Source organism: Nibrella viscosa (genome assembly GCF_039541875.1).
Lineage (GTDB): Bacteria > Bacteroidota > Bacteroidia > Cytophagales > Spirosomataceae > Nibrella > Nibrella viscosa.
Genome location: NZ_BAABHB010000014.1, coordinates 180,877 through 206,501 on the forward strand (window position 1 = coordinate 180,877; position 25,625 = coordinate 206,501).

At 52.1% G+C, this 25,625-nt stretch carries 19 protein-coding genes; 14 read left to right on the forward strand and 5 right to left on the reverse strand.

Features of this window, described 5'->3' with window-relative positions; genetic code table 11:
* Positions 1–3 precede the first annotated feature (3 nt).
* Positions 4–3,081, forward strand: a complete 3,078-nt coding sequence (locus ABD931_RS24705; RefSeq protein ID WP_345270696.1) for an efflux RND transporter permease subunit — start codon at positions 4–6, stop codon at positions 3,079–3,081.
* A 118-nt stretch (positions 3,082–3,199) separates the two neighbouring features.
* On the opposite strand, the gene ABD931_RS24710 is transcribed toward ABD931_RS24705, so the two are convergent.
* The 3 genes from ABD931_RS24710 to ABD931_RS24720 form a co-directional block, all read right to left on the reverse strand.
* A complete protein-coding gene (locus ABD931_RS24710; RefSeq protein WP_345270697.1) occupies positions 3,200–4,504 on the reverse strand; it encodes a T9SS type A sorting domain-containing protein in 1,305 nt (434 codons plus the stop codon).
* A gap of 110 nt (positions 4,505–4,614) precedes the next feature.
* Positions 4,615–5,790, reverse strand: a complete 1,176-nt coding sequence (locus ABD931_RS24715; RefSeq protein ID WP_345270698.1) for an AIR synthase related protein — start codon at positions 5,788–5,790, stop codon at positions 4,615–4,617.
* Positions 5,791–5,875: 85 nt separating this feature from the next.
* On the reverse strand, positions 5,876–6,874 hold the full coding sequence (locus ABD931_RS24720) for a Gfo/Idh/MocA family protein (protein WP_345270699.1): 999 nt from the start codon (positions 6,872–6,874) through the stop codon (positions 5,876–5,878).
* 125 nt (positions 6,875–6,999) lie between these two features.
* Between ABD931_RS24720 and ABD931_RS24725 the strand changes: the two genes are divergently transcribed.
* Both ABD931_RS24725 and ABD931_RS24730 read left to right on the forward strand, forming a co-directional pair.
* On the forward strand, positions 7,000–7,830 hold the full coding sequence (locus ABD931_RS24725; RefSeq protein WP_345270700.1) for a DUF481 domain-containing protein: 831 nt from the start codon (positions 7,000–7,002) through the stop codon (positions 7,828–7,830).
* Positions 7,831–7,879: 49 nt separating this feature from the next.
* Positions 7,880–8,215 (forward strand): translation initiation factor, encoded by a 336-nt coding sequence (locus ABD931_RS24730; RefSeq protein WP_345270701.1) that lies wholly within the window; start codon positions 7,880–7,882, stop codon positions 8,213–8,215.
* A gap of 90 nt (positions 8,216–8,305) precedes the next feature.
* On the opposite strand, the gene ABD931_RS24735 is transcribed toward ABD931_RS24730, so the two are convergent.
* Complete coding sequence (locus ABD931_RS24735) at positions 8,306–9,805, reverse strand: peptide MFS transporter (RefSeq protein WP_345270702.1); 1,500 nt, start codon at positions 9,803–9,805, stop codon at positions 8,306–8,308.
* A gap of 245 nt (positions 9,806–10,050) precedes the next feature.
* On the opposite strand from ABD931_RS24735, the gene pckA reads away from it, so the two are divergent.
* Positions 10,051–11,658 carry a phosphoenolpyruvate carboxykinase (ATP) gene (gene pckA, locus ABD931_RS24740; RefSeq protein WP_345270703.1) on the forward strand — a complete coding sequence of 536 codons (1,608 nt, stop codon included), beginning with the start codon at positions 10,051–10,053 and terminating at the stop codon, positions 11,656–11,658.
* A gap of 141 nt (positions 11,659–11,799) precedes the next feature.
* Here pckA and ABD931_RS24745 read toward each other — a convergent pair whose 3' ends face one another.
* The gene (locus tag ABD931_RS24745) at positions 11,800–12,885 is read right to left on the reverse strand and encodes an AI-2E family transporter (protein WP_345270704.1); all 1,086 of its coding nucleotides are present in this window, start codon (positions 12,883–12,885) and stop codon (positions 11,800–11,802) included.
* A 121-nt stretch (positions 12,886–13,006) separates the two neighbouring features.
* Between ABD931_RS24745 and ABD931_RS24750 the strand changes: the two genes are divergently transcribed.
* The 10 genes from ABD931_RS24750 to tyrS all read left to right on the forward strand — a co-directional run bounded on the left by ABD931_RS24750 (position 13,007) and on the right by tyrS (position 25,285).
* Complete coding sequence (locus ABD931_RS24750) at positions 13,007–13,645, forward strand: peptidoglycan DD-metalloendopeptidase family protein (RefSeq protein ID WP_345270705.1); 639 nt, start codon at positions 13,007–13,009, stop codon at positions 13,643–13,645.
* A 139-nt stretch (positions 13,646–13,784) separates the two neighbouring features.
* The gene (recQ, locus tag ABD931_RS24755; protein WP_345270706.1) at positions 13,785–15,917 is read left to right on the forward strand and encodes a DNA helicase RecQ; all 2,133 of its coding nucleotides are present in this window, start codon (positions 13,785–13,787) and stop codon (positions 15,915–15,917) included.
* Positions 15,918–16,077: 160 nt separating this feature from the next.
* Positions 16,078–17,199, forward strand: a complete 1,122-nt coding sequence (locus ABD931_RS24760; protein ID WP_345270707.1) for a lytic transglycosylase domain-containing protein — start codon at positions 16,078–16,080, stop codon at positions 17,197–17,199.
* Positions 17,200–17,324: 125 nt separating this feature from the next.
* Positions 17,325–18,332 (forward strand): lytic transglycosylase domain-containing protein, encoded by a 1,008-nt coding sequence (locus ABD931_RS24765; RefSeq protein ID WP_345270708.1) that lies wholly within the window; start codon positions 17,325–17,327, stop codon positions 18,330–18,332.
* Between the two features lie 300 nt (positions 18,333–18,632).
* Complete coding sequence (locus tag ABD931_RS24770) at positions 18,633–19,493, forward strand: lytic transglycosylase domain-containing protein (RefSeq protein ID WP_345270709.1); 861 nt, start codon at positions 18,633–18,635, stop codon at positions 19,491–19,493.
* A 122-nt stretch (positions 19,494–19,615) separates the two neighbouring features.
* Complete coding sequence (locus ABD931_RS24775) at positions 19,616–20,803, forward strand: lytic transglycosylase domain-containing protein (protein ID WP_345270710.1); 1,188 nt, start codon at positions 19,616–19,618, stop codon at positions 20,801–20,803.
* Between the two features lie 347 nt (positions 20,804–21,150).
* Positions 21,151–22,167: a lytic transglycosylase domain-containing protein gene (locus ABD931_RS24780; RefSeq protein ID WP_345270711.1), complete on the forward strand. Its 1,017-nt coding sequence runs from the start codon at positions 21,151–21,153 to the stop codon at positions 22,165–22,167.
* An 81-nt stretch (positions 22,168–22,248) separates the two neighbouring features.
* Entirely contained in the window at positions 22,249–22,764 is a 516-nt protein-coding gene (locus tag ABD931_RS24785) for a hypothetical protein (protein WP_345270712.1), read from the forward strand.
* Complete coding sequence (locus tag ABD931_RS24790; protein ID WP_345270713.1) at positions 22,757–23,959, forward strand: S-adenosylmethionine:tRNA ribosyltransferase-isomerase; 1,203 nt, start codon at positions 22,757–22,759, stop codon at positions 23,957–23,959. The genes ABD931_RS24785 and ABD931_RS24790 overlap by 8 nt, the downstream gene beginning before the upstream one ends.
* A 39-nt stretch (positions 23,960–23,998) precedes the next feature.
* A complete protein-coding gene (tyrS, locus tag ABD931_RS24795; RefSeq protein ID WP_345270717.1) occupies positions 23,999–25,285 on the forward strand; it encodes a tyrosine--tRNA ligase in 1,287 nt (428 codons plus the stop codon).
* Positions 25,286–25,625 lie beyond the last annotated feature (340 nt).

The following is a 25,625-nucleotide window of genomic DNA, read 5'->3' on the forward strand; positions in this document are numbered from 1 at the left end:
GCCATGAATCTATCTGAATTTTCTGTCAAGAACTGGCAGTTTATGCTGGTGATGTTCATTGCGGTGGTGGCGCTGGGCGTCAACTCGCTGCTAAATATGCCTCGTGGAGAAGACCCTGAATTCACCGCTCCGTCGTTCGCGGTAATCATCGTCTATCCCGGCACCGATGCTACGGATATGGAAGAACTGGTGGTTGACCCCGCCGAAAAGAAATTCAACGAACTGGAAAACATCAAGCACGTCATTTCCAACGTTGATGACGGCCTGGCGGTACTCCGGATTGAATACGATTACAACCAGGACCCCGACGAGAAGTATCAGGAGGTTGTTCGGGAGGTAAACGCCTTACGGGCCGAACTGCCTCAGGATGTGTTCGCCATCAAAATCCAGAAGTTTAGTCCCACCGATGTGAACATTGTGCAGGTGGCGCTTGTCTCCGAAGTAGCCTCAAACAAGGAACTGGGCGACTATGCCGATAACCTGCGGAAGCGGCTGGAAAAAATTACCAGCCTCAAAAACGCCAAAGACTGGGGCTACCCGGCCAGCGTAGTGCGGATTGCCCTGAACCTGGAGAAAATGGCGCAGGAAGGTATTGCGGCAAACCGCGTCATTGGTGCCCTTCAGGCCGAAAACCTGAATATTCCCGGTGGCAGTATCCAGGCGGGTACCCGTAAGTTCAACGTGAAGACCAGTGGTGATTACCAATCGCTGGACGAGATCCGCAACACCATCGTGTACACCAACGGCCAAAAGCTTGTTTACCTTCGCGACATTGCCGATGTAGATTACAACTACGAGGAAGAAACGCACATCACCCGCCTGAACGGCCACCGCGCGGTGCTGGTAACCGCCGGGCAGAAAATGGGCGAGAACATTGATAAGGTCGGTCAGCAGCTCAATCCGGTTATTGACGATTTCGGCAAAACGCTGCCGCCCCATATCAAACTGGTGAAGAGCTTCGACCAGGCGGCCAGTGTCAGCAAACGGCTGAGCCGATTTGCCAAAGATTTTGGTATTGCCATTCTGCTGGTATCGCTGACGCTGCTGCCGCTGGGCTTCCGGGCTGCGCTGGTGGTAATGATTTCTATACCGCTGTCGCTGGCCATTGGGCTGGGCCTGCTCGACGCGCTGGGCTTCAGCATTAACCAGTTGAGTATTGTGGGCCTGATTGTAGCCCTGGGTATTCTGGTCGATGACTCGATTGTGGTAGTCGAAAATATTGAACGGTACCTGCGCGAAGGCTTTTCGAAGCGGGAGGCTGCTATCCAGGCCACCAAACAGATTACACTGGCCGTGATTGGCTGTACCGTTACGCTGGTGCTGGCATTTCTGCCCCTGCTTTTCCTACCCGAAGCCTCCGGCGATTTTATCCGCTCCCTGCCTATGGCCGTGGTAACCACCATTCTGGCGTCGTTGCTGGTGTCGCTGACGATTGTGCCGTTCCTGTCGAGCCGCCTGCTGAAAGAATCGCATAATCCGGAGGGTAACATTTTCCTGCGGGCCATGAAAAAAGTCATCAGCGGCTCGTATACCCGGCTGCTGCATTGGGCATTACGCCACCCGGCCCTGACGCTGGTTGCTGCACTGGCGATATTTGCGGGGGCCTTATCACTGGTGCCAAAAGTAGGGTTTGCCCTGTTCCCAGCTTCGGAAAAACCGCAATTCCTGATCAACATCGAAACGCCCGACGGCACCAGCCTGCAGGCGACCAATCAGGTAGCGCGGTACGTGGAGAGTGTGCTGGGCCGGGAGCCGGAGATCAAGTATTTTACCACGAACGTGGGCAAAGGCAATCCGCGGATCTATTACAATGTAGTCCAGCGTAGCGAGGCTACCAACTTCTCGCAGTTCTTTGTGCAGTTAAACGATATGCCGCCGGCACGCAAGCGGAAACTGATCGATAAATTTCGGGATACATTTAAAGAATACCCCAACGCTCGGATTGAGGTTAAAGATTTTGAGCAGGGACCCGATCAGGAAGCGCCGGTAGCCATTCGGGTATTTGGCGAAAATCTGGATACCCTGCAGGCTATGGCCGCCCGCGTCGAAACCGTGCTGAAGGGTACTCCCGGTCTGATTTACGTCAACAATCCGCTGGCCACCCGTAAAACCGACCTGCGTATCAACATCAACAAGGAAAAAGCCGGGCTGCTGGGCATGTCGGTCGCCGACATAAACCGGACCATCCGGCTGGCTATTGCCGGCCTGAACGTAGGCACTTTCAAAGACCGGAACGGCGATGATTACGCCATCAACGTCACTATACCCAAAGGCAAAGTTGCCGATCAGCAGGTGCTGAACAGCCTGTACATCAATACCCTGACCGGCGGAGCCGTGCCCTTGCGCCAGATTGCCGACTTGCAGTTTGAAACCAGCACCAACCAGATCCGGCACTACGATAAAGACCGCTACGTAACCGTAACCGGCTTTGTGAAGAGCGGCTACCTGGTGGATAATGTCTACAACGAGGTACTGAAAAAGCTGAACGTGATGAAGTTTCCGCAGGGCTTCTCCTTCAAAGCGGCCGGCGAACTGGAGAGCCGGGAGAAGTCGTTCAGCGGCCTGGGCACCATCATTCTGATTACGGCCTTTGGTTTCCTGGCGGTGCTGATTCTGGAGTTCGGTACGTTCAAGAGTTCGCTGATCGTACTGTCGGTAATTCCGCTGGGCATTATCGGGGCTATTGCCGCGCTGCTGCTGTCGGGCAATCCGTTCTCGTTCGTCGCTGTAATCGGCCTGATAGCGCTGATTGGTATTGAGGTAAAGAACTCAATTCTGCTGGTCGATTTTACCAACCAACTCCGGGCAGAGGGGGTGCCGCTGCTGGATGCTATTCAGGAGGCTGGTGAGATTCGCTTTGTGCCTATTGTCCTGACTTCGCTCACGGCCATTGGTGGCCTGATTCCGTTGGCGGTAGAGGGTAACCCTTTGTATTCTCCGCTGGCGCTGGTCTTGATTGGGGGCCTCATCAGCTCAACGCTGCTATCGCGGATTGTAACGCCTGTCTTGTACAAGCTGCTGCCACCGAAGGTTGAACGCAAACCGGTAGCAGCTGAGGAAGAGGAACTGGCGTTGATGTAGGTTTATGAGTATCCCTGGGCTGAATACTTCAGCCCAGGGACTTGTTAGGAAAATAATGGTTACGGCTGATGCAAACTTCACATTGTACAAAGACATTGTAGAGCTAATCGGATAACTCTCACCGTACCAGAACTTTCTTCGAAAGCCGGACGTCTTCGCCGACAGCCTGAAGCGTATATATCCCGGCCGGCAGCGTAGACAATGGAGTAAGTTGTACTGTGCCGTCTGCATACGATTGAAGCTGACAAGGAATATCGTTGCCGGATGGCGACAAAAGGCGGTAGCCGGCTTCCGGCAGGTTTCTGGCCGAAAAACGAACCACATTACCCTCAATGGGATTGCCGAGAATGTCTATTCCTGGCTGGGAGTCATTCACAACCGCTGCGACAATCTTGGATTGTTCGAGTTTGTTGTCTGTATCTACCTGCACGAGCCGGTAATAATTAGCACCGGGCATTGGCCGCTCGTCAATAAAGGTATACGTCATTTGCTGATCGGTATTGCCCATTGCCTTTACTTGCCCGATAGGAACAAGGTTGTTGAGATCATGGCCCCGTTCTACCACAAAATGCGAGGCATCACGTTCCCAGGCCGTTGCCCAATTCAACTGCACCTGTTTACCCTGCGGCTTAGCCTGAAAGGTAACCAGCTTGACCGGCAATACGCCGGCTACATCCCGGATCAGGAAATCGCCGAAGCGGATTTTACCTGTACCATTGTTGAACAGCAGTTTGATCCGCTGCAGGTTAATGGCAGCGGTTAACACGTTATAGTCATCAAAGACATTGGTGTTGTTGACCCAAAGATCATATTTGTTATTAGCTACAGTGCTCTTTCCTCCGCCGGGTGCTACATAGGTTAAAGTACCGCCCGTTTTGTTCAGCACCCAGGTGATATTGGTTTTACCGGTATAGTTTGGCGTATTCTTATTGGCGTCAGTATCCCGAAGGTAGTATTTATCCGTGTTGCTAGGGGCTCCTCCGCCGGCAAAGCAGATGCTCAGCTTCGCAAACAAATCGGCGTTTGCAGGCGTGCTGCCGCTGTTGTCCAGCTTGTTGCCGCCTACGTAGAAAAAAGCCGCTGAACTTTGATCGTCGATGGTTGATATGTCAATGCTGAATTGAATATACAGCGAAGGCGGTGTGGGGGCAAAATCAGATGCCCGGCAAAACCGCACCTGACCTGAGCTACCCGTCGGACGGTTGACCTCCAGATAATTGCTACCAATGGTGGCCGATGAAGCACCCGTCAGGCCGGTGCCGCTGCTAATATCGGTAAACTGACCTACCGACGGAGAGGCTGTATTTATATAACTGGCTGTTGTGCCACCTGCCGAAAAATTCTGCTGGAAGTAAGTGGTTTGTCCAAAAGTCAGGTGAGCGCAAAAGGTTAACAGGAAAAAGAGGTAGAGACGTGTTGCCATACATATCACGATGGTTGCAGCAGTAAGTAATTGATAAACAGTTTGCTGCTGCAACGTTACATGATAATATGAGCGGTATCGTTAACAGGTGGTTATAATGCTTTTAAAACCTAGTTAAATTTGAAAATACCTTCATCTGTATTGATTGTCACCTGCTTACCGGCAAATTCCTCTACATGGCCAATGATCCGGCCTTCAACACCAAACTGACCGGCTATGTCAATCACTTGCCGGGCGTGAACTTCAGACAGGTAAATTTCCAGCCGGTGCCCCATATTGAAGACCTTAAACATTTCAGACCAACTGGTGCCGCTCTCTTCCTGAATCAGCCGGAACAGGGGCGGAATAGGGAACAGGTTGTTTTTGATGACGTGCAGGTTCTCAATAAAGTGCAGCACTTTGGTTTGGGCTCCCCCGCTGCAATGCACCATCCCGTGGATGTGCGGCCGCAGTTCATCCAGGAGAGCTTTGGCAATGGGCGCATAGGTCCGGGTAGGGGAGAGGATTAGCCGGCCTATATCCATTGGAGTTCCTCCTGCTTTGTCTGTTAACTGTTTGGTTCCGCTGTAAATTAGGCTCTTGTCAACAGCCGGATCGAAGCTTTCGGGATATTTGCCGGCGAGGGAATGGGCCAGTACATCGTGGCGGGCGGAGGTAAGGCCGTTGCTGCCCATCCCACCGTTGTAGCTTGTCTCGTAGGTGGCCTGCCCAAACGATGCCAGCCCGACAATCACATCGCCGGCCTGAATCCGGTCGTTGCTGATGACATCGGCGCGACGCATCCGGGCAATGACGGTGCTGTCCACAATGATCGTCCGGACCAGGTCACCTACGTCGGCGGTCTCGCCCCCGGTGCTGTGTATTTCGATGCCGTGCCGGCGCAGCATGTCCAGCACCTCTTCTGTGCCGTTGATGATCTCGGCAATGACCTCCCCCGGTATCAGGTTCTTGTTCCGGCCAATGGTGGACGACAGCAGCATGGGACCGGTAGCGCCCACGCAGATCAAATCATCGGTATTCATCACCACCGCATCCTGCGCTATGCCCCGCCAGACTGATAGATCGCCGGTTTCACGCCAGTACAGGTAAGCCAGCGACGATTTAGTGCCGGCCCCGTCGGCGTGCATAATGGTGCAGTAGGCCGGGTCACCGGCCAGCACATCAGGTACAATTTTGCAGAACGCTTTTGGAAAAAGGCCTTTATCGAGGTTGGCAATGGCGTTATGTACGTCTTCTTTGGAGGCTGACACGCCCCGTTGGGCGTAGCGGTCGGTTGGTTGAGTCATCAGTTGGCAGTCGGCGGTTTGCAAGGAGCAAAGGTACAGCTTTTCAGCTTTCTGCGGATGGCGGGACGTTCTGCTGTGAGGCAGATCAATGGGTCAGCGTATTATCCAGATCGTCTTCGTTATACCACAGCCCGACTTCCTGCCGGACAGCATCCAGGAGTTCAATGAGGTTAATGCTGTCGTCGAGGGTCCACAGCGGACTTTCGGTACGCCCTTCGCGCAGGCATTGCATTACGTGCTGCGCTTCGTAGTCGTAGCCCCAGGTGGTGCGTTCGTACAGGAACACCTGTTCGTCGCCCTCGTGCGGCTCCAGCGTTACACCCTGGCTTTCGTGCCAGCGGCCGTGAATGTATATATTTCCGGTTTCGCCGTAAATGAAAGCGTGGGTGCGGGTTTTGGTGACGAAGCTGCTGTTGAGCACCGCCATTTGGTTGCCGGCGTAGGTCAGCACCATACCGCACTGCTCATCTACGCCCGTCGGGCTCATGGTAACCGACGCTTTTATGGTTTGTGGTTTGCCCAATAGCAGGTAAGACAGAAACAGCGGGTAAATGCCGATGTCCAGCAGGGACCCTCCGCCAAGGTCTTTATTGAATCCCCGCTTATCGGGCAGGAATGGGGCCTGAAAGCCGAAGTCGGCGCGGATGCCCAGTACCTTGCCGATCGTGCCGGCTTCAATCAAATCCAGTGCTTTCACCACACTGGGCATAAACCGGCTCCAGAGTGCTTCCATCAGAAAGATCTGTTTAGTCCGGGCGGTCTGCACCATTTCCTGCACCTGCCGGGCATTCATCGCAAAGGGTTTTTCGCAGAGTACCGGCAATCCACCGTTCAGGCAGAGCAGGGTATGCGCGTGGTGACCCACGTGGGGTGTTGCAATGTACACCACATCCAGCCCTTCGCAGGTCAGCAGGTCCTGGTAGCGGCCGTAGTGGTGCGGTACGTTGTACTGCGCGGCAAAATCAGCCGCCCGTTCGGCGGAGGTGGAGGCTACGGCGTACAGTTCGGCGTCCGGAAGCGTGAGCAGATCAGTGGCAAATTTATGGGCGATGCGGCCCAGGCCCAGAATACCCCAGCGGGTCATAAGCGACAGGTGGTTTAGGTAGAGAATAGGCCAAAGCTAAAAAGGAATAAGTGAGTTTAGGTTATTTTGGCGTTTTAATGTTAACCGCAGCGCCCTGACTGCGGCTACTACCACATCAATGTACTATGAAGGTTGTGCGTTTTTGCTTTATTGTCAGTCTGTTTCTTTGCCGTATCAGTTATGCCCAGGTCACCGAACAAACCGATCCGCTTCGTCCGTCGACCCCAGACACAACCCAGACTGGCCGGGATACCTCCCGAACTACGGCTGACACGACCAAACAGGTAAAGCCGGAGGACACGCCTATCTTCCGGTACCGGCTCACGGCCGATGGCACCGCCACCAGCGGTAACGTCAACCGGATCCTGCTGCAACTGGCCTCGGCCGTAGATTACGAGTTAAGCAGGCGGTTCAAATTTTCAACCAATCCCTCGTTCGTATACGGCCGGCAGAATGAGATGCTGAACGAACGGGAATTTTTTGCTGATTTTCGAACGACGTTCCGGCACGAAGAGCGACTCTATTACCTGGCGTTTGGGTCTGTCGAACGAAGCAACTTGCGGAAGATTCTGCTTCGCTATACCATAGCCGCTGGGGTGGGTTATAAACTCGTCAATCGCAAGCGGGCTTACCTGTCACTCACCAATGTACTTATGCGGGAGAATACCAATTTTCAGGAAATCAATGACATAGACGTTTGGCGGAACTCCGCCCGGTTATTTGGTCAGTACACCTTTGATAAAGACCGCTGGACCTTGTCGCATACAGTCTTTTACCAGCCGGCTTTGGGGCAGCGGAACCTGCGCTGGAACGGCAGCGTAAGCCTACAGGTAAAAATCAGCAACGCCCTCAGCCTGCGGAGTACGGTATTCAATACGTACGAAAGCGTAGTGGTACCGGGGCGCCGGCGTAATGACTTACGGTGGACTGCCGGTATCGTGTACGAGAAGAAATAGGTACATCCATCGGGTTCCATTACCTTTGTCTGATAACTGTGGTAACGCTATGAGCAAGAAAAACCGTTCGGGCGTGGTGTACTCTACCGACCCCGATTTTCAATATCAGGATAACAGTGGTGAAGGCGCCGAAACCCTGCCGCCCCAGCAGCAAAACCTCAAGGTCTGGCTCGACCGCAAAGGCGGGGGTAAGGTTGTCACGGCCGTTAAAGACTTCATCGGCACCGACGCCGACCTCACCGACCTCGCCAAGCAGCTCAAAAACGTCTGCGGCTCCGGCGGCTCCGCCAAAGACGGCGAAATCCTGATTCAGGGCGACCACCGCGACAAAGTTCTCACCTGGCTCACCAGCAAAGGCTACAAGGCGAAGAAAGCGGGAGGGTGAGTTTTTAATGATGAATGATAAACGATGAATGAGCTGACGCGTCCTTAAGTTGCTCCGAAGCAACACGTTCATCATTCATCGTTTATCATTCTATTTCACCCCGCCCATCCAACGCTTCAGCGGTAGTGACAGGATGAGGATCAGGATGCCGAAGCCGAAGCTGAAGTAGACCACGCTCATGAAGAGGTCGGGCATCTGCTGCACGTTCTCTTCGTCGAAGCCGCCCGCAAACAGGCCGGCGATCAGGTTACCCAGTGACGCACCCACAAACCAGATACCCATCAACTGACTCACGTACCGGCGGGGAGCCAGCTTGGTAAAGGCGCTCAGACCAACCGGGCTCAGGCACAATTCGCCTAAGGTGTGGAACAGGTACGTAAACGTCAGCCAGAGCGGAGAGGTCAGTTCGCCGGTGCGAGCGATCATGGCGGCAAAAACCATGATCAGATAGCCGCCACCCAGCAAGACCAGCCCCAAGCCAAATTTGGTAGGGGTAGAGGGATTCCGGTTGCGGTTAGCTAACCCAATCCAGAGCGAAGCCAGAATCGGCGAGAATATCAGAATAAACGCCGGATTGAAGTTCTGGAACCAGCTCGACGGGATTTGCCAGCCAAACAGGTTCAGGTCGGTATAGCGGTCGGCAAAGATTTGCAGCGACGAGCCCTGCTGCTCAAAACCAGCCCAGAACAGGGCCGCTGCCAGGAAGAACACGAAAAGTACCGCTACCCGCTTTTTTTCGGTCGCATCCAGACCACCCGCCAGCAGGATGTACACAAAGTAGCTCACGGCTACCAGCGAGATAATGGTACCCATGCCTCTTGCCAGACCCTGGGCTGTGGTCAGATCTATTGTACCCGTTAATTGAAGGACTACCAGGACAGCGGCCAAACCAACCAGGAAGCCAATCAATGAGCGACTGCCTGTTTTAGATTTTGCTTCGGTCGTTTCGGCTTTCTTAGGCTCGTTACCGTAGTTGCTCAGGTATTTCTGGCCGTAAATTCGGAAAATGATCATGCCCAGCCCCATACCAACAGCAGCCGCACCGAACCCGTAATGCCAGCCTACCTTCTGCCCCAGGTACCCCACAATGGTAATGCCCAGGAAGGAGCCCAGGTTGATACCCATGTAAAATATATTGAAAGCTGCATCGCGCCGGGCACCACCTTCCGGGTACAATTCACCGACAATAGCACTGATGTTCGGTTTCAGCAGACCCGTGCCGACCGCTACGGTGCAGAGACCCAGATAGAACAACGTGCTGCCGCTCGGAATAGCCAGGATAATGTGCCCCAGCATGATAATTAAGCCACCAAACCAGATGGATTTACGCTGGCCCAGAATATTATCAGCAATCCAGCCGCCGGGGAGAGAAAGCAGGTAGACTGAAGCGGTGTATAAACCATAGATAGCGGCTCCTTCGGCCTCCGTCAGCCCCATACCGCCCGTACCAATGTTAGCAATCAGGAACAGCAGCAGAATAGCCCGCATACCGTAGTAACTGAAACGCTCCCACATTTCGGTGAAAAACAGGACGTATAGACCGGTAGGGTGTTTGTTTGAGGTGGCCGGAGTGGTTGCTGTTGCTTCCATTCGATAAGGTTTGTCAGATGAAATAAAAAAAAGAAAGTTTGGTAATTAAACGCGAAAAAAGATGTAAAGATACGCCCCCACCGCTAATCTCACAAAAGATGATGGTTTATCACCATAAATACAAAATCATCGGCTTGTGTTTGAGTTGGTTACTCTATATGGCGTAAAATCATTTCCAGGCCTGATATACCGCATTCCTGCCTCTTTCTTTTTACATTTACTTGCCATCAACAAACAGGAATAGTATGATTTTTCATGAAACCATGGAAGCACCGGCTGCTGAAACGGCCGGGAACTTCGCCATTACATCCGCCGAACGATTCGACAACCTTTCACCGGCCGAACTGATCGAACACGCCATCCGCAACGGCGAAGGCGAGCTGGCCGACTGTGGTGCGCTGGTCTGTGATACCGGTACCTTTACCGGCCGCAGCCCCAAAGACCGCTACATTGTTAAAGACGATACCACGGCCGACACCATTTGGTGGGGCGATATTAATATTCCCTTCGATCCGGCTAAGTTTGATGCGCTGCACCGGAAGATGGTAGAGTTCCTGGCCGACAAGCGGGTCTACGTCCGCTACGGCTACGCCGGTGCTCATCCCGATTACCGCCTGAATATTCAGGTGTACAATACCTCCGCCTGGCACAATCTGTTCTGCTATAATATGTTTCTGCGGCCAAAGGCAGAAGAGCTGACGAATTTCAAACCGGATTTTACCATTATCTGCATTCCGGAGTTTAAAGCCAATCCGGCAGAGGATGGCACTACCAACGAGAACTTCGCCATTCTGAACCTGACCCAAAACGTAATTCTCATCGGCGGCACGGGCTATACCGGCGAGATGAAGAAGGGTATCTTCTCGGTGCTCAACTACAAGTTGCCGGCTGAGCGCCATACTTTATCCATGCACGCATCGGCCAATGTAGGGCAGAACGGTGACACAGCGGTATTTTTTGGGCTGTCGGGCACGGGTAAGACCACGCTGTCGGCCGACCCGAACCGGAAACTGATTGGTGACGATGAGCACGGCTGGGCCAACGAGGGTGTGTTTAACTTTGAAGGTGGTTGCTACGCCAAGGTGATTGATCTGTCGGCCGAAAAAGAGCCGGAAATCTACCATGCTGTGCGATTCGGCGCTATTCTGGAAAATACGAAGTTTCATCCGGGAACCCGCTCGGTCGATTACAGCAATAAATCCAAGACCGAAAATACCCGCGTGTCGTACCCGATTCACTTTATCGATAACGCGCTGGAGCCGTCGGTCGGTGGCATCCCCAAAAACATCTTTTTTCTAACGGCCGACGCCTTCGGCGTGCTGCCCCCTATTGCCAAACTGACACCGGAACAGGCTATGTATCACTTCATTTCCGGCTACACGGCTAAAGTGGCTGGTACGGAAGTAGGTATCAACGAACCTAAAGCTACGTTTTCGCCTTGTTTCGGTGAGGCCTTTCTGCCGCTGCACCCGACGCAATATGCCGAAATGCTGGGCCAAAAGATGTCGGAGAACCAAACCAATGTCTGGCTGGTCAATACCGGCTGGACAGGCGGAGCTTACGGAACCGGCCAGCGCATTAAGCTCAAGTATACCCGCGCCATGATCACGGCCGCCCTGAACGGCGAACTGGAAAACGTTGAATACCACAACCATCCGATCTTTGGCGTTGCCGTACCCAGGTCGTGCCCGAACGTACCCGCCGAGGTACTGAATCCCCGCGATACCTGGCAGGACCAGAACCAGTACGACGAACAGGCCCGAAAACTGGCGAAGCTGTTCCGCGAAAACTTCGATAAATATGCTGACTCCGCCAACGAGGAGATTAGGTCCGGCGGGCCGATAGCTGGTTAGAACGTTTACCCGAGTATTACGGAAAAGAGCTTGTGCCGTGCAAGGTGTCAGATAGCGTTTTGCTATTTGCTAATGGATACCTTGTATGGCACAAGCTCTTGCCGTCAAATAAGGGCGGGAAAAATCGCAGCTTGTGTTTGGTTAGCTTTTGCCAAACAGCTTTTTGAACTTATCCGCTAAACCGGGCGATTTTTTACGGTCTTCTTCGCCAATCAGAAAACCGATTGGCTTTAGGGGGTCAACATGATCACAGATTACTTTGACAACACCCAGCGCCGGTAGCGCGAGGATCATACCGGAAACCCCCCAAACGGTTTCTCCAACTACAATAACCAGAATGGTAAAGAGCGGATTGATGCTGACTTCAGAGCCAACGACCAACGGCTCCAGCAGGTAGGTTTGGGTAAACTGAACAATGCCGTAAACGATCACAATTCCCAGCAAAACCTGGGTGTCGCTTCCCTGCGCCAGGTTAACGAGAATGGCCAGTGAGGCACCTGTCAGATTACCTACAAACGGTATCATTTCAAGTAACCCGCATAGGATGGCCAGAAAAATAGCCTGCTTAACCCCCACAATCGTAAATCCGATACCATACATGACCCACAATAAGCTGATCATGGTAAACAGACCCGTCAGATAGTGTTGAGCGACCTGACTACTCTCTTCAATTACTGTCAGGGTTTCAGGTCGCTGGTCTTTGTCTACCAGTCGCAGGACGAACTTTTTAATATGATTCCGTAAATACAGCAGCAGAAAGGCGTAAACGAGCATCAGAATCAGGTCAACCGCCACACCCATAAGTGTATCCAGGACTTTGGTAACCGTGGACGAAACACCACCAGCACCGGATGACTGCTTGTCCAGCATAGCTTTTTGCTGCTGCGGTTCAATCCCAAATTTGGTGCTGATGAACTGACGTGCCTGATCAATAAAGGAGTTAACCCGCTCCTTGATACCGGCAATATCGGAGAACAGATCAGACGATTGCCAGGCGATCAGAAGAACAAATCCGGCGATAACCAGAACAAAACAGACAAGGCACAGCAGAGCCGCAACTGCTCTGGACAACCCTTTTTTTTCCAGTCGATCCGATAAAGACGAAAACAGGGCCGCCAGCAAACCGCCAAAAGCAAGGGGGATCAAAACGGTCCGGGCGTAGTACAAGCCTCCGAAAAGCAGAAAAAGAAATATCAGTAAGCGGGTTGGTTTTATCAGCGACTGCATGGAACAATCAGGTTATAAACACAGTTAACTTTTAAGAAAAGACATATGTTATTTTTGTTAGCCAGTAGTCAGGGGAGTAGCTCCGAAGAAATTTTCTGTTAGGCTGCTGCGTTTACCCGGTATGCTGCTGCCTTTCGATTCCAATAAAGACACGTACCTTATTCTCGACTTTACGGCCAACAATCCTGACCTGGCCACGCTGGACCTGACCAACACAGCCGTTTTTACTGATTATGTATTCGGTAAGCTCAAAGCCGCCGGAGCTGTCGTCGGCGTAGGTGGTTACAACGAGCACCGGGACATTTATCGCCGGAGTGCTCATTTTCAACAAGCCGAAGAACCCCGCTGCATTCACCTGGGTATCGACCTCTGGGCTGAGGCCGGTACACCAGTGTACGCTCCCCTCGATGGCGTGGTCCACAGCTTTCAGGACAACAATAACTTCGGTGATTACGGCCCTACCATTATTCTGGAGCATCAGGTGGCCGGAAAGCCGCTGTATAGCCTGTACGGTCACCTGAGCCGCCGGTCGCTGGAAGGATTCTACGTAGGCAAGACAGTGAAGGCCGGCGAATGGCTTACCGAGATTGGTCCGTTTCCTGAAAATGGCGATTGGCCCCCGCACCTGCACTTCCAGTTGATGCATGATATGCTGGGCCTGCACGGCGATTTTCCCGGCGTTTGCACGCTTGCTGATCGCGAATATTACCTGTCTGTCTGCCCTGATCCAAATATCCTGTTGCAGATACCCGGCTTGTAATGTCAGGCAGATGCAGCTGTCATATGATGCCTTAAAGCGCCGTTAAAAAGCGGAAAACCGGAACTAAAACCCCACTTTTCAACGTCATAAAAGATGGGTATCTTTACAGATTGCTCGTGTTGAACGGTGCTGATATTTTATGACGACTACTTCCTCCTCTCCGTTTGTGGCTGATTCGCCGGTTTCTTATCTGAAGCACTATTACGGCTACGACCGGTTCCGGCCGAATCAGGAAGAAATTATTCAGGCTATTCTCGATGGTCGTGATACGCTGGTACTGATGCCGACGGGTGGCGGAAAATCAGTCTGTTTTCAGATACCGGCTTTGATGAAGCCCGGCCTCTGCGTGGTGGTTTCCCCCCTGATTGCCCTGATGAAAGATCAGGTAGAGGCCCTGCACATGAACGGCATATCGGCCGCTTACCTCAACAGCACCCAGAGCGGCCGCGAACAGCGTACGATCGAAGATGACTGTCTGACCGGTAAAATCAAGCTGCTTTACGTATCGCCGGAAAAGCTGTTGACCGAAGCGTTTTTCATCTTCCTGAAGAAGGTAAAACTATCGCTTTTCGCCATAGACGAAGCCCACTGCATCTCGTCATGGGGGCATGATTTCCGGCCGGAATATACCCAGCTCAATGTGTTGAAGAAGCATTTTCAAGACGTACCCGTGGTGGCCCTCACCGCTACCGCCGACCGGTTGACGCGCCAGGACATAATCGACCGGCTCGAACTGAACGATCCGGCCGTATTCATTGCGTCCTTCAATCGCACCAACCTGAGTCTGAAAGTATTGCCCGGTACCAACCGGCTGGGACAGATTGTACGGCTACTCCAGCTTAAACCCGATACGTCCGGCATTATTTACTGCCTGAGCCGCAAATCGACCGAATCGCTGGCGGCCAAACTCCAGGAGCGGGGTTTTTCGGCGGCTTACTACCATGCCGGGATGGACCCCGAGCAGCGCGCCCGTGTGCAGGAGGCTTTTCTGAAAGACGATGTGCGGATTATGTGCGCCACTATTGCCTTCGGGATGGGTATCGACAAATCCAACGTGCGGTGGGTGATCCATTACAACCTGCCCAAAAATATCGAGAGCTATTATCAGGAAATCGGACGGGCCGGCCGCGACGGGCTGGCATCAGATACCGTTCTGTTCTACAGCTTCGCCGATGTGGCTATGTACAAGGAAATACTGGCCGAAAATGCCCCGGCCAACCTGGGCGTTCAACTAGCGAAACTGGAACGGATGCAGCAGTTTGCGGAGGCCAATACCTGCCGCCGGCAAATCCTGCTGAGCTATTTCTCCGAAGAACTGCCCGATCCCTGTGGTAACTGCGATGTCTGTCGCAATCCCCGCGTCACCTTCGATGGTACGGTAATCGCGCAGAAAGCCCTCTCGGCTATTGTCCGCCTGAACGAGAAAGTGCCGATGAACACCCTGATCGATGTGCTGCGGGGCTCGCGTAATCAGACAATCATCCAGAATAACTACCACCTTATTAAAACCTACGGAGCCGGCAACGACCTGCGCTTTGAAGACTGGCGCAACTACCTCCATCAGCTCATCAATATTGGCGTCATCGAAATCGCCTACGATCAGCACTACGCCCTCCGCAGAGGCATCCTGGCCGATTCTGTTCTGTTTGGTAACCGCAAACTGCAATTGGTGCGCCCGGACGATGCACCAAAACCGGTTGCCGAAAAGGTAAAGACCAGGACCGAAGTGGCCGCCGACGAACTGCTCGACCGCCTGAAAGCCCTCCGCAAGACCATTGCCGATGAGCAGAACGTACCGCCTTATGTGGTCTTTACCGATACCACACTTGAAGACATGGCGAAGCAGCGGCCCACCACCCCCGATACCTTACGAAAGGTTAGTGGCGTGGGTGAGCGCAAGCTCGAATTGTTTGGCAAGCGGTTTCTCAATGAGATTGTGCAGTACGTTACCGGACGAGCTAAAGACGGCACTAGCCTGCGCGGCTCTACCCAGTTGCTAACCCTTGAACTGTATAACCGGGGTATGACCATGGAGGAGATCGCGGCCGAGCGAAACCTGACCGTTGGTTCAATTGCCGGCCATCTGGTGCAGTTGGCAAAAGCCGGTTACAATATTGACCTGGAGTCGCTGGTATCAAATTTTGAGCGAACGGAAATCGAGGACGCTATACGTCGCATTGGAGTAACTGAGGGCCGTTTGAAACCCATATATGACCACCTGAATGGCCGCTACGACTACGGTAAGATACAGATCGTAGTAGGACTTTTATGACCGTTTGGCACTGATTTTGCGGGAGACCATTGGATAATTTGTAGAATGATAGTTTTGTATCTATCAGTAAATCAGCTATATTCGTGATATGAAAATGGACGGGCCTGGTACAAACGACCAGGTTTTTTCCTCCGTATGTGTCACAACAAATACCGCTGTTTTGCTCAAAGAAGTAGGTCTATCCTTACTGATAGCTGCCCTGAAACCGGCCGCCATCCCATCCGACTCCGCTTATACGGGTTCACTCGCTGATACCAGTAAAGCGCTTCCTTCAACCCACAAACTCAACCAGCCAATGCTCCTCGGGGTCGATACCCTGGGTGGCGCTTTTCCCAATGTATTTTTCTGCGGAGAGCAGGTGCCTATCTACCAGTCGTCGGTATTACGTCGCTGGAAACAGACCCTAATGTCGCACGGATACCGCTCAGATTACCTGAATGGACTGCGTAAACGGGCGGCCGGATTTTTCCCCATAATTGACCCCATCCTGCGCCAATACGACATTCCCCGTGACTTCCGGTATTTGCCCCTTGCCGAAAGCGATCTGATTTGTAGCGCGGTATCTCCTAAAGGTGCCTGCGGATATTGGCAACTGATGCCCCAGACGGCCCGTGAACTCGGCCTGGTGGTTTCGGCGGAGTATGATGAACGTTTTGATTTACGTAAAGCAACCATTGCCGCCTGCCGTCACCTGCGCTATCTGTACGCGCAACTTGGTTCCTGGACCCTCGTAGCCGCTGCCTATAATGGCGGTGAGGGCCAGATTCAGTCCCGGATGAAGCGCCAGAATCAGAAAAACTATTACGACCTGCGGCTAAACCGCGAAACCAGCTATTACCTATTCCGGGTACTGGCCCTGAAAGAATTACTGACCAATCCCCGGGGATACACGCTCGTGCTGCCTACTCACCTCATAAAAGCCCTGTCCCGGCCTTTGTCCGGACGCATTTTTCCGGTCATGAGTCTGGCTAAACGGAAGCGGATGAACGTTAGTGAGGAAGAGGATGTTGATACACACCTGCAACCACCTGCCGATACCGACCCCACCTGGGGACCGCGTGTGGTCCGGTCGTTGCTGAATGGGCCTTCAGATATCCAGCAGTGGCTGGCCCATGCAGTCGGGGCCGTCAACGATCCGGATGCTGATTTGACCAAAGAACAGACCGGTATTCCCATTAAAAAGCTGATGGCGCTGATGGTTCTACGTTTTCGCCGACCTCGCTTTTTGCAGTGGAAAAAGGGCATTGGCAGCCGTCCAAGGCACTTTTGGGAATGGGTATAAGCAGTAATAAACTAATAATCAGCATTAATGTTTTCTTAAAATCAATAATCTTATTTGTCTATAGACTTTATACGTTATAACTTTGTATCTCAAACTTAAGTCATAAACAAGTACCCACTGTTGAGATGAAAGTTATTTCAAAGTCTATTTTGGTGGCCACATGGGCTACCCTGGTCATGCCACACCTGGCAAAATCAAGTGCTGAATTGGCCTCAGCTAAACATGCAATGGCTACCGTAGGTGGTCTTCCGACCATTGACTTTTGCGGAGAGAAAGTCCCAACCCATAAAGAAGCAGTTGCAGAGCGCATGGTTTCGGCTATGGTGCGGGGTGCTGCCTTAAAAAGTAACCTTTATGGTATCCGTGAGCGGGCAGCCGATTTCTTTCCGGCCGTTGAGCCGGTTTTGAAAAAGTATGATATTCCGGCTGATTTCAAGTACCTGCCTATTGCGGAGAGTGATCTTATAAGTCATGCTAAATCAAGAGTAGGAGCCGCCGGTTATTGGCAGCTGATGCCAGGTACCGCCCGCGATTTGGGGCTGAAGGTTGGCAACGGCAGCGATGAGCGTTACAATCTCGAAAAAGCCACAGAGGCTGTTTGCCGTCACCTGCGGTATCTGTATAAAGAGCTTGGTAACTGGACACTGGTGGCCGCTGCTTACAACGGTGGTTTGGGGCACGTTCGCTCCCGGATGCGTCAGCAGGGAGAGCAGGACTTCTACGACCTGAAACTTTTCAGCGAAACAGGCTTTTACATTTTCCGGATTCTGGCTTATAAGGAAATGCTAACGAATCCGCTGCAGTACAGCCCGATTATTTCAAACACCGCCCTTACATACCTGATTCAGCCGTTGCCCGGCCAGGGTAATTCTGTTGAAATGCCCGGATCTGGCTACAAATATGTTTCATTCGGGTTTAACGCCGATTCAAGCTGGGGACCACAAAGCATGCGGTCACCACTGGCCATAACGAGAGTTATCCGTAAGAAAAGCCGAAAAGAAGAAGAGGGTCAGGAGCAGGATGGTATTCCTTATAAGGCAGTGATGGGTGGTGCTCTGGTACTTCGCGATCGCCTGCCCCGCTTCCGCAAGTGGGTTCGCGGCATCACCCGCCACTGGTGGGAGTGGCTCTGAGCAGATTCATTAAGATGTCATTAAGATCGGCCTCTGCATAGACCGTTGGTTAAGGTTTTATTAAAAGGCATAGGGTTACAAGACTTCTCGACTAGTTTAGCGTCTCAGCTACATTCATTAACACGAAACTAAGTTGAGATGAAGGGTTTTCTAGGGATTTGTTTTGTAACTTGTTATACGCTTTTTAGTATACCATCAGTAGCGGGAGGAAGTCCTACATCTGTACTAACAGAAGGGCTTTCTCCCGTTAATTTTTGTGGTGAAATAGTACCCGTAACCAATGTTTCCGTCAGTCGCCGGATGATTGCGGCCCTGACAACCAATGCTGCTCAGAATACGGCGCTGTATTTTATTCGTCAACGGGCGTTTCATCTGTTCCCGCTGATTGAACCTGTCCTGGCCCAATATGGGATACCAGCCGACTTTAAATTTTTGCCGCTGGCAGAAAGCGCTTTGCAGAATCAGGCTGTATCTCCTAAAGGGGCGGCTGGTTACTGGCAACTTATGCCGGCTACCGCCCGCGAGTTAGGGTTAACTGTTGCCCCAAATCTTGATGAGCGTCGAAACCTGACCAAAGCCACTGTAGCTGTATGCCGTTACCTGAAGCGACTCCATAAGCGGCTGCACTCCTGGACGCTGGTGGCGGCCGCTTATAATGGGGGCATGACTCGCATCCGGTGGCAGATGCAACAGCAACCGCAGGATAGCTATTACCATCTGCAGTTACCGCAGGAGACCAGTCAGTATCTGTACCGCATTTTGGCCTATAAAGAACTGCTGACGAATCCGCAGGTTTATAGTCCGGTGTTGTCGCCGGAGGTACTGACCTACCTGACCTGTCCGTTGCCTCAGCAGACCTGTTCGCTCGATGTAAATGGTAATCTGGTAATCACCCGCCAATCGCCGGACCAGACTGCCACGTTACGCTGGGGACCCCGGTCTGCCTCTTCCCTTTTGAGTGTCTTGTCCGACACGCAGCAGTGGCTGGCCGACGTTTTACGTGTTATGGACGATCCAAAAGCCGGCTGGACAACCGAACATGCCAATTTGCCGTTTCCGAAACTGATGTGCCTGATGGTACTGAGCTTCCGGCGTCCCCGGCTTCTACAGCGTAATAGGGCTATTAGCCGCCGTGAGATTCTCAATTGGGAATGGGTGTGATCCGTTTATACACTTAATAGTCAGGCATTAAAGTCCCGTTAAAATGAGTACTATACCGTTACTATAGATTAGATTTGCGTCGAAAGGTAGTGTGGAGCGTCTGATAAGTACCCACCGTTGACATGAGAAAAATGATTTGTGGCCTGGTGGTGGCTTGTTGGGCTGCCTTTGGCGTTTCGTTTACCCCGGCTGCGGAGCCGGAACTGGATCTTGCATCGCTTAACGGATTGCCCCCAGTTTATTTTTGTGGTGAAGCCGTACCCTTGCGCGAGGAAGTAGTCGCCCGGCGGCTGGTAACGGCTTTAGTTAAAAACTCATCTCTAAACAGTGATTTTTACCTGATCCGCAAACGGGCCGCCGGCTTCTTTCCCATTATTGAGCCCATTCTGGCGAAGCATAAAATTCCTTCTGATTTCAAGTACCTGCCTTTGGTCGAGAGTGCCCTGCGGGGACGTGCCGTATCACCCAAAGGAGCGGCCGGTTACTGGCAACTCATGCCGGCTACCGCCCGCGAATTAGGGTTAACCGTCAATTCGTCGCTGGATGAGCGCCGGGATTTGCACAAATCAACCGAAGCGGCCTGCCGGTATCTGCGGTATCTCTATAAGCACCTGGGCTCCTGGACCCTGGCGGCTGCTGCTTATAACTCCGGTATCGGAAATCTGCTCACCAACATTCGCAGGCAACAGGAAAGTGACTACTATTACCTGAAACTGAATGCCGAAACCGGCCGCTACCTTTACCGGGTACTGGCGTTTAAAGAACTCTTTGGAAACTACAAATGCTATGCACCGTATCTACCCCAAAAGGTGCTGGCTGTTTTGAGTAAACCGGTAGAGGATCAGGTGCAGGATAATAATGAAGACGCTATTCTGTCCGACTCTTTTCTTCAGGAAGCGACCCGTTCGGCCCTGGCCCAAAAGATCGACGCACCTAAGGGCGGCAACCGGACCGAAGATCTGCCCTTGCCCAATGCGGCTGATGTGTTCCGGGGTGGTGTTAAGGCCCGGCTGGCCGAAGCCGGTGATTTGCAGCCCGGACAGGTTTGGGTTTTCCACCTCACTCGCGACGGCCTGGCCGATGGGAAACCAGTTACCACCGGCGACCTTTTATATGCCATTGTTGAAGACATTGACCCACAAACGGGTAAGCTGTACCTGCGTGCCGAAAAACTGTACTCCCTGGTTGACCGTGCCACCTACAACCTGGCCCTGGCGGCTGTTGATGCCGCTACCGGCCGGGTTGGCATTAAACTTCCTGCGGTAGACCAGATGAAATCTGGCTGGATTTTAACCTGGAAAGTTTTATAAGGTACCCCCTAAAAATAGGCGAAGGGCACCTTACTCCTTAATTTATAAGCCACTAATCGAACCAACGGTCAGCCATGAGCGTTAACGCTTACTGATGTTGGACCAAACGAAACGTGGTTTTGAGAAGAGGAGAACAACTAATTAGATACGTTGCGGTTACATTAATTATTATCCAGTTTACCTCCGTTATTTCACTGGCTGAGAACCCTCCTAAAAAGGTAGCCGGGTCAGTGAACCGAACCACTAAAACGGTTAGTGGGCATTCCGGGGGGCCTCTGTTGCATTTCTGCGGGGAAATGGTGCCCACTGAGCACAGTACTGTTTCCCAAAAGCTGGCGGTGGCCCTGATGAGTACAGGTTATAGCCGCCATATCGACGCGCTGAAAAAACGGACGGCTCCGTACTTTGCCGTTATTGAGCCTATATTGCAACGGCACAACATCCCGAACGACTTTAAATTTCTTCCGTTGATTGAAAGTGATCTGAAGGCCAACGCAGTTTCAAGCGCCGGTGCTGTCGGCTACTGGCAGTTTATGGATGAAACCGCCCGGGATATGGGCCTAAAGATTTCGCCGGAGAACGACGAGCGCAAAGATCTGGTTAAATCAACCGAGGCTGCCTGCCGTTACATCCGGTTTTTATACCGGAAACTTGGCTCCTGGACCCTGGTGGCGGCTGCTTACAACGGTGGTATCGGCATGCTGCAAAACCAGATGGTACGTCAGCGTAAGCAGGATTATTATACCCTGGCTCTCAACGAAGAGACGGGCTATTACCTTTACCGGATTCTGGCAATGAAAGAGCTTTTCACAAACTCAGCTTATTACGAACGTATGGCGCTGGGGCCATTGGCCTTTACCGACAATCCGTACGAACGCGAACGGGAGCAGGCCCGGCGAATGGGCTGGCTACAGGACGAAGAGCCAGTACCGGCAGGCGAGCCAGTTTCGTTTGATGACGCGTATCCGTCCAATTCAGCTAATGACGCGACCATTATGGATAGTATTCTGGTCGAGATTTTAAAGAAAAAGGCGACTTCAAAACCAATCTTTGTTGGCGATGCCGAAGCCCGGTTATTCAAAGCCGGTAAAGCAAAACTGGGCCAGATTTGGTTATTTAAACTGACACAGGATGTTCAGCTGAACGAGATTACATTAAAGGCCGATGATGTAATTCATGCCGTAGTAGATGATGTTGACAGCCGGGGGCAGATATTTCTGCGGGCCACCAACGTAGTCTCAGTCGCTACTCACGTAAAATATCCGCTTGCCATGCTGGTTATTAACCCTGCTACCGGGCAGGCCGGCGTCTCCTTACCCAAGGCGCTGAAACCCGGCTGGCTTACCACCTGGAGGCTGTTATAAGACATAAAAGTCGATGAGATTAAACCAAACGACAAAACTTTGTTTTTCCCGCCTTAACTTTGCGCCCCAATTCACTAGATAATGAAAGTAGGAACGTTCGGTATTCGGGTGTGGCGCTTCGCGTCCATCTTAGGTTTAGTCTTTTCACTCATTAACAGTTATATATCGTTTCCGGGTGACGTGGCCGTTCGCTTCGACGAAGCCGGTGATCCGGTTCAGTTTATCGGCCGCGAAACTATCTTTTATATCGTAGTCGCCATTTTCCTGGTCAATTATACCCTCCTCAACACGATGGCCCGCCTGTTTCCGCGTATCCCAACCGAGCAGATTCCGGTGCCGAACCGGGCCGCTTGGGCGGCTCACCGGGAGGAACTGAACGAGGTCATCATCAACTGGTTCTATGCCCTTATGGCAGCGATCAACACCGTGGTAGCGCTTGGGTTGCTGGTGCTGTCCATGCTGAATCGCGATCAGGGCCTGGTCGACGGCTGGTCGTATAACTGGCTGTTGCCGCTGTGTACCTTCATTTTTGGGTTAGTAATCATTTCGCTACCCATTCGTTTGCTGATGAAACCCACTGCTGCCGACAATGATTAGTGCCGAAAGCCTCCTGTTAAGTCAGTTTCAGTATGACCTTCCGGATGAGCGCATTGCCCGCTTTCCCTTACCCCAGCGCGATCAGTCCAAACTGCTGGTGTACCGTAGCGGACAGATTACCCACGAGCGCTTTAGTAATTTGGCAGATATGCTGCCGGAGAAGAGCTTCCTGGTGTTCAATAACACCAAAGTTATACCGGCCCGGCTTATTTTTCAGAAGCCTACCGGTGCCGTTATCGAGCTTTTCCTGTTAAGCCCGGTTCCAGCCGACCGGCCGATTACGCAGGCGATGGAGGATACCCACTCCTGCGTCTGGCAGTGCATGGTCGGTAACCGCAAGCGCTGGCGTGCCGATGAAACCCTACAGACCGAGATCGGAGCTATCCGGTTAAAGGCCCAATGGCATAACTACGAGGAGGCTCAGGTACGACTGGAATGGACACCGGCCAATATCTCTTTTGCCGAGGTCATTCATCAGGCCGGCCGTATCCCCCTGCCGCCTTACCTGAAACGGGAGGCTACCGACGCCGACCGCGAAACGTACCAGACGGTATATTCAAAGGAGGAGGGGGCCGTAGCGGCTCCTACGGCAGGACTGCATTTTACGCCCGCCGTGTTTCGCTCGCTGGAGGAATGCGGGTTTGGGGTTGATTATCTGACCTTACACGTTGGTGCCGGCACCTTTCAGCCGATTAAAACAGATGAGGTACGGCAGCACACCATGCATGCCGAACAGGTCGTATATACCAAAGAAAACATACAAAACTTGTTACCGCATATCGACTATATCATTCCGGTGGGCACAACATCCATGCGGGCGCTGGAAAGTTTGTACTGGATGGGAGCAAAGTTGATTTACAAGCAACCGGACCCGTTTGTGCTGGACCAGCATTATGCGTATCAGTTACCAGTAACCAGGCAACCCTCCCCAACGGAAGCACTCGAAGCAGTCCTGCAGTATATGAATGATACAGATAAAGCCTCCGTAGTGGCACATACCAGCGTTTATATCACGCCCGGTTATAGGTTTCGCGTATGCAAAGGCATCATTACTAATTTCCACCAGCCGGGCTCAACCCTTATCGTGCTTATTTCGGCACTGATTGGCGATGCCTGGCGTACCATCTATAAGGAAGCACTCGCCAACGATTATCGCTTCCTAAGCTACGGCGACTCGTCCCTGCTTATTCCCTGAAAACATATCTTTGCGTATATCTTCCTCCAACCTGTTATGATCAATTTTATTGAAGAACTCCGCTGGCGGGGCATGTTACAGGACATGATGCCCGGCACCGAAGAACAGCTAACTACAGAAATGACCGCCGGCTACATTGGCTTCGACCCAACGGCTGCGTCATTGCATATCGGTAATCTGGCCACCATAATGTTACTGGTTCATTTTCAAAGGGCCGGGCACAAACCCTTTGCGTTGGTTGGCGGAGCAACGGGCATGATTGGTGACCCCTCCGGGAAGACGGCCGAGCGGGAATTTTTATCCGAAGATACCCTACGAATCAATCAGGAGGGTATACGTAACCAGTTGACAAAGTTCCTTGATTTTGAAAGTGGGGCTAACTCCGCTGAAATGGTCAACAACTACGACTGGTTCAAAGACATATCGTTCCTGGGCTTCATGCGCGAAGCCGGCAAGCATATCACCGTCAATTATATGACGGCTAAAGATTCGGTAAAGAAGCGACTGGAAACCGGCCTTTCCTTCACCGAATTCTCTTATCAACTGCTACAGGGCTACGATTTTTACCATTTGTACAAGAATAAAGGAGTACGGCTTCAGATGGGCGGCTCCGATCAGTGGGGAAACATTACTACGGGTACCGAACTGATCCGGCGCAAAGAAGGGGGTGAGGAGTACCAGGCATTTGCCCTGACCACGCCCCTGGTGACCAAATCAGACGGCACCAAATTCGGTAAAAGCGAAAGCGGGAATGTGTGGCTGGACCCGAAGCTAACCACCCCGTACCAATTCTACCAGTTCTGGATCAATGCAGCCGACGAAGACTGTGGTCGTTTGATTCGGGTCTTCACACTGCTGTCCAGAGAGGAGATAGAAGAATTGGAGAGGCAACACGCTGAAGCACCGCATCTTAGAATACTACAAAAAGCCCTGGCCAAAGATGTGACCGTTCGCGTTCACTCTCAGGCTGACTATGACCTTGCCGTTAAGGCATCTGAGGTACTGTATGGTAAAGCCACAATTGATACCTTGCGGTCTATAAGGGTCGATGAATTTGAAGTAATTTTTGAAGGCGTTCCGCAGACGGAGATTAGTGATAATGAGTTAGAAAACTGCAAGGATTTAACTGATTTGCTGTCGGTAGCGTCCAGGGGAGAAGTATACGCGTCGAAAGGAGAAGCCCGGCGGGCGATCACCCAAAACGCCGTCAGCATCAACAAGGCCAAAGTAACCAACCCAGCCGCTCCATTAGAACTGGAATGGCTCCAGGAGCGTTATTTGCTCGTTTCTAAAGGCAAGAAGAATCATTTGCTCAAGCGAATTTAGTTATAACAGCAAGTTGAAGTCTGGAACTTTCCAGAGCCCTAACACTGTTAAAGTATAGTCTGACTGATACAACAGAGGTGATCCAAAGGGTCGCCTCTGTTGTGAAAAAAAGTTTTCAGTCTGTAGCGCCTGATTTGTAGGCGCTTACTTAACAACTTAGCCTAACTCCTTAACTATTTTGGTGTAGATGCTTGACAAAAGCAGCAAAACGCTCTACCTTTGCAGTCCCAAATGAGGGAAGCACCTGAGAAAGCAAGCCACACCCGCTCTTTTGAGGCAGCACTCAGGCGGGCCGGTCTTCTGAAGAAAATACAAAAAATAATTTCGGCAAAAGACTTGA